This window comes from Binatus sp. (SeqCode), assembly GCF_036522015.1.
Taxonomy (GTDB): Bacteria; Desulfobacterota; Binatia; order Binatales; family Binataceae; genus Binatus.
The window spans coordinates 1-4,214 of record NZ_DATDGQ010000250.1; the positions used below are offsets into that span (position 1 = coordinate 1).

The window sequence follows — 4,214 nt, forward strand, 5'->3', positions numbered from 1 at the left end:
TGCCGCGCTATCTCGAAAAGAGCGACCGTGTGCACTATCCGCTCGGGCTGAACGAGAAGATGGATGAGCGAGTGATGAAACTGATTCGATGGGCGCAGTCGATGCGGCCGCGAATCGGGGTGGGGCCATCGTCGATTATAGATCCGCGCGACGTCATTCACGAGGCGCGGCTGAAGAAGGAGCCGGCCGAGCTCGAGGCGATGCGGCGGGCGATGGCTATTTCGGCGGACGCGCATAAGCGCGCGATGACGAAGGCGCGCGGCGGGATGCGCGAATGGCAGATCGAGGCGGAAGTCGATTACACATTTCGATCTCAGGGAGCGGCCGGTCCGAGCTACCCGTCGATCATCGCGTCGGGACCCAACGCCGCGACGCTGCACTACATCAACAACGATCGCGAGATGCGCACCGGCGAATTGCTGCTGATCGACGCGGGTGCGGAGTACGATTTCTACGCCGCGGATATCACGCGCACCTCGCCGGTCGGTGCCCGCTTCACCGGCTTGCAGCGCAGCCTGTACGAAGTCGTGCTCGACGCGCAGCTCAAGGCGATCGACGCGATCAAGCCGGGCGCGCATTTTGATGAGCCGCACGAAATTGCTCTGCGCGTGCTGGTTGACGGCATGCGGCAGCTCGGAGTGCTGCATGGCACGGCCGACGAGATAATCGAGAAGGGTTCCTATCGGCGCTATTACATGCACCGCACGAGTCACTGGCTCGGCATGGACGTGCATGATGTGGGGCTCTACCGGGTGAACGGCGCGTCGCGAGTGCTCGAGCCGGGGATGGTGCTCACGGTAGAGCCGGGGCTCTACATCGCGCCCGACGACGACGAAGTTCCCGACAGTTATCGCGGGGTCGGGATTCGAATCGAAGACGATGTGCTAGTCACCGAAGCCGGTCACGAGGTAATGACCTCGGCGACACCAAAGTCGGTTGCGGATGTCGAAGCACTGACTACAGCGCAATAGTCACTTCCCTCTCCGATTGGCCTATCCGAGGCGATCGACTACTGTAGTGCATCGTTCCGTTGCTATCGGGGTGGCGGACAGGAGTCTGCATCGCTAGGGAGGTAGAGCAATGTCCTACCATTTGGAAGGCGATCTCCTCGAAGTGTGCACTTGCAAAATCTTGTGCCCCTGCTGGGTCGGCGAAACTCCTGACGGTGATGGGACCTGCCAATCAATAAACTCGTGGCACGTCCGGAAGGGAAACGTGAACGGCGTCGACGTTTCGAACCTGACGATCGCAGGAGTGAATCACATCCCGGGCAATCCACTCGACGGCAACTGGAAGGTCATCTTCTTTGTCGACGACAAGGCAACTGCTGAGCAGCACGAGGCGCTGGTCAGCGCTTTCACTGGTAAGCTCGGCGGCCCGATCAAGGGCATCGCCAACCTTTACGCCGAGATTCTTGCCGTTGACAAGGCTCCGATCCTGTTCGACGTCAAGGAAGGCAAGGGCCATCTGAAAATCGGCGCCGACTTCGAGGCCGAGATGGAACCATTTAAAGGGGCGACCGGCCGCGTGACGACTCTTCAAGAGACTGCCTTCTCGACGATACCGGGATCCCCGGCGTACGTTAGCAAGGCGTCGCGATACCGTGCGAAAGAGGCTCGGCTTGGCTTCGATATCGATCTCCGCGGTCACAACGCGATTCAGGGTCACTTCCGCTTCGAGGGGTAGACGATTTTGCCGGCAGCTGCAATCGGTTTGCGCGAGCGTGAGTACTGGCTCGTAGGAGTGCTAATCGCGATCACCAGCGCTCTCGCGTGGCTTCTTCTTTGGCGCTTCGCGCACTCGCCCACTCTGCACTACCTGCATCACGCCCAGCTGATCGGACCGCCGGTGAACGGTACCTATCTGCTCGGCAGCCTCTTGTTCGTTGGCGGATGGACGGTGATGACGATCGCGATGATGCTCCCCACCAGCATCCCCCTGGTTAGTATCTTCAATCGAATCGCGCATGACCGGCCTGAGCGCGGCTTACTAACCGCCCTGGTCATTGTTGGGTACCTCTCGGCCTGGATCGGATTCGGCGCGTTAGCCTACGTGTTTGCAATTGGCATTCACAGAGCGAGTCTCGAGCTGACGAGCATCACCGAACCGATGCTGATAGCTGGCATTCTGCTCCTCGCGGGCGCCTTTCAGTTCAGTTCGGTGAAGTACAAGTGTCTCTCCAAATGCCGTTCGCCGTTTGGTTTCGTCGTCGAGCACTGGACCGGCGAAAACCACATGCGGCAGGCGTGGTGGCTGGGCATGCATCACGGGCTCTTTTGCGTCGGCTGCTGCTGGGCGCTTATGCTGTTGATGGTCTTTGCCGGCGCCGGAAATCTCTCCGTGATGTTCGCGCTCGGATCGATTATGGCGGTTGAGAAGAACCTGCGATGGGGCCGCCACATGGTCAGGCCGGTTGGCGCACTGCTGTTCGCTCTTGGACTTCTGGTAGCGTCGCGTACCGATTCTTTAAGCTCAAGTCGAGCCCTTTATATGAATCGTTGCCCTGCGCCGTCAACATCTACTCGATAGTCCGGCATAATTACTTTTCGAGGGAAGCTACAGGAATGAGTAGGCGTCCTGCAGCACAGCTTTCGCGCCGTGCTCGATAACATCTCCGTGAGCGAGGATCATCCGATCGAAGTCCCATTTCAGGATGCGCGCCACCGAAGCTGAGACCGTCCGCTCGCGCATCTTCATCAGCAGCCTGAATGTCCTCGCGACCGCCGGGCCTCCGAATCCGCCGTCCAGAGTCAACAACACCCTGGTCCACGCTGAATCGGTATGGGTCACGTTGAACAAAAGATCGGTAAACAGAACGGTGCGGCTCGGGCGATGGAAAAACACCGTCTCGTTGAGTGGCGCAAATCCGCGGAATACCAACTGATCGATTTGGCCGCGCGACGCCGCGGGCGGTTCGTCGCTCAGAATCGCGTCGAAACGAAGGTCGCGCCGCTTCGTCGAGGCCAGGTGCGGCATAGAGTTTGGCCTCCGGATAGTTTCGCTGATAGTCCGCCACGTACAGATGATGATACCGGTTGGGCGCAACGACATGCCGTACCGGCCCGATGCGATCCAGGGTCGCGCGAATCTCGTCGTCGAGATGTATCGGAGAATGCACGAATAGGGATCCGTCGGCGAGTCTGATCACCGTCATCCGGGTGCCGACATCCGCACCGAGAAATCTTTGAGGCGCTTCCGCCGCCCATATGTCAGTATCGATTTCGCGCAACATCCCTTCACGCCACGATACTCACAGCCACGAATGGCAGCCGGTGCGGGCGACGTCGCATTCAACCCAGCAATTACCTGTTTCGTTTCTGCAATAGAATTCGTCATTACCATGTAGCTCGCAGACCTGGTAGTTGCGATTGCATTGGTACTGGCATTTGGTCTGCGTGTAGTCGCATCGATTGGCGCATCCGGTGGTCAGGAGAGCAACCGCAGCAACTTCGAGCAAGACTCTCGCGCTCACAGCGAGTCGGTTACAGCTCGAGAGCGCTGGCGCTGCCGACGATTGTTTTGGTTCCGTCGGCTTTGTCGCACCAGACTTCAACTTCCGCGCGTGACCGTTTGCCCTCGGGGTGACGCTCGACGATCAGACCTTTGGGACCGGTGACGTCGTTGCCCCACACTACGTTCACGAGCCGCAGATCCATCTTGCCGCCGTAGAGGAAGCCGAGGCCGAAGCGCTTCGTCATCATCTCGGCAACGAGGCAGACCGAGAGCATCCCCTGCACGACGATTTCCGGAAATCCAAGCTCGACCGCTTTCTGCCGGTCGTTATGGTAGTTGCGCACGGGCCCTGAAAAAGCCATGCACATCTCTTCGCTGATCTTGCGCATCAGCGCGTCGATGGGATCGCCGCCGCGCTCGCCGATTTTGAAGGTGCGCGAAGAATCTTTCTCGCGCGACTTATCGACCACGAAAGCTTGCTTCGTCTGTTCCGGCAGCAGGAAGCTCTGGTGGGTGCGGCTGCGCGACACGATTTGTCCCGACGCGTTGGCGACCAGGACTTCGTTCACGACGTACTCGCGATCGCGCTTGACGTAGCGATCGACGATGACGGCGCGAGTCGTGAGCCGTTCGCCGACCATCACAGGGGCAAAGATGTTCCATTCCTGGCGCGCGTGAAGGTTGCCGTAGATGTTCGGCAGGTACCAACCGAGCGTTTGGTAAACAGAGCTGTGAAGAATGAGCGCGGGGGCGACGGCGCC

General features: G+C 59.5%; 6 protein-coding genes and 1 pseudogene. 3 read left to right on the plus strand and 4 right to left on the minus strand.

Annotated features, from left to right (window positions below; genetic code table 11):
• From VIW95_RS10715 to VIW95_RS10725, 3 genes are all read left to right on the plus strand, one after another.
• Positions 1–971, plus strand: a 971-nt coding sequence (locus VIW95_RS10715) for a M24B family metallopeptidase (protein WP_331586246.1), incomplete at its 5' end; no start/stop codon positions are given.
• Positions 972–1,080: 109 nt separating this feature from the next.
• Positions 1,081–1,686: a DUF1326 domain-containing protein gene (locus VIW95_RS10720; protein ID WP_331586248.1), complete on the plus strand. Its 606-nt coding sequence runs from the start codon at positions 1,081–1,083 to the stop codon at positions 1,684–1,686.
• 6 nt (positions 1,687–1,692) lie between these two features.
• Complete coding sequence (locus VIW95_RS10725) at positions 1,693–2,529, plus strand: DUF2182 domain-containing protein (protein WP_331586250.1); 837 nt, start codon at positions 1,693–1,695, stop codon at positions 2,527–2,529.
• Positions 2,530–2,556: 27 nt separating this feature from the next.
• Here VIW95_RS10725 and VIW95_RS10730 read toward each other — a convergent pair whose 3' ends face one another.
• The 4 genes and pseudogenes from VIW95_RS10730 to VIW95_RS10740 all read right to left on the minus strand — a co-directional run.
• Positions 2,557–2,976, minus strand: a complete 420-nt coding sequence (locus VIW95_RS10730; RefSeq protein ID WP_331586252.1) for a hypothetical protein — start codon at positions 2,974–2,976, stop codon at positions 2,557–2,559.
• A gap of 46 nt (positions 2,977–3,022) precedes the next feature.
• Positions 3,023–3,232 (minus strand): annotated as a pseudogene (locus VIW95_RS17625) (DUF4336 domain-containing protein); the annotation flags it as partial.
• A gap of 18 nt (positions 3,233–3,250) precedes the next feature.
• Positions 3,251–3,472, minus strand: a complete 222-nt coding sequence (locus tag VIW95_RS10735; protein ID WP_331586254.1) for a hypothetical protein — start codon at positions 3,470–3,472, stop codon at positions 3,251–3,253.
• A gap of 10 nt (positions 3,473–3,482) precedes the next feature.
• Positions 3,483–4,214: hypothetical protein (locus tag VIW95_RS10740; protein WP_331586256.1), on the minus strand; the 732-nt coding region annotated here is incomplete at its 5' end.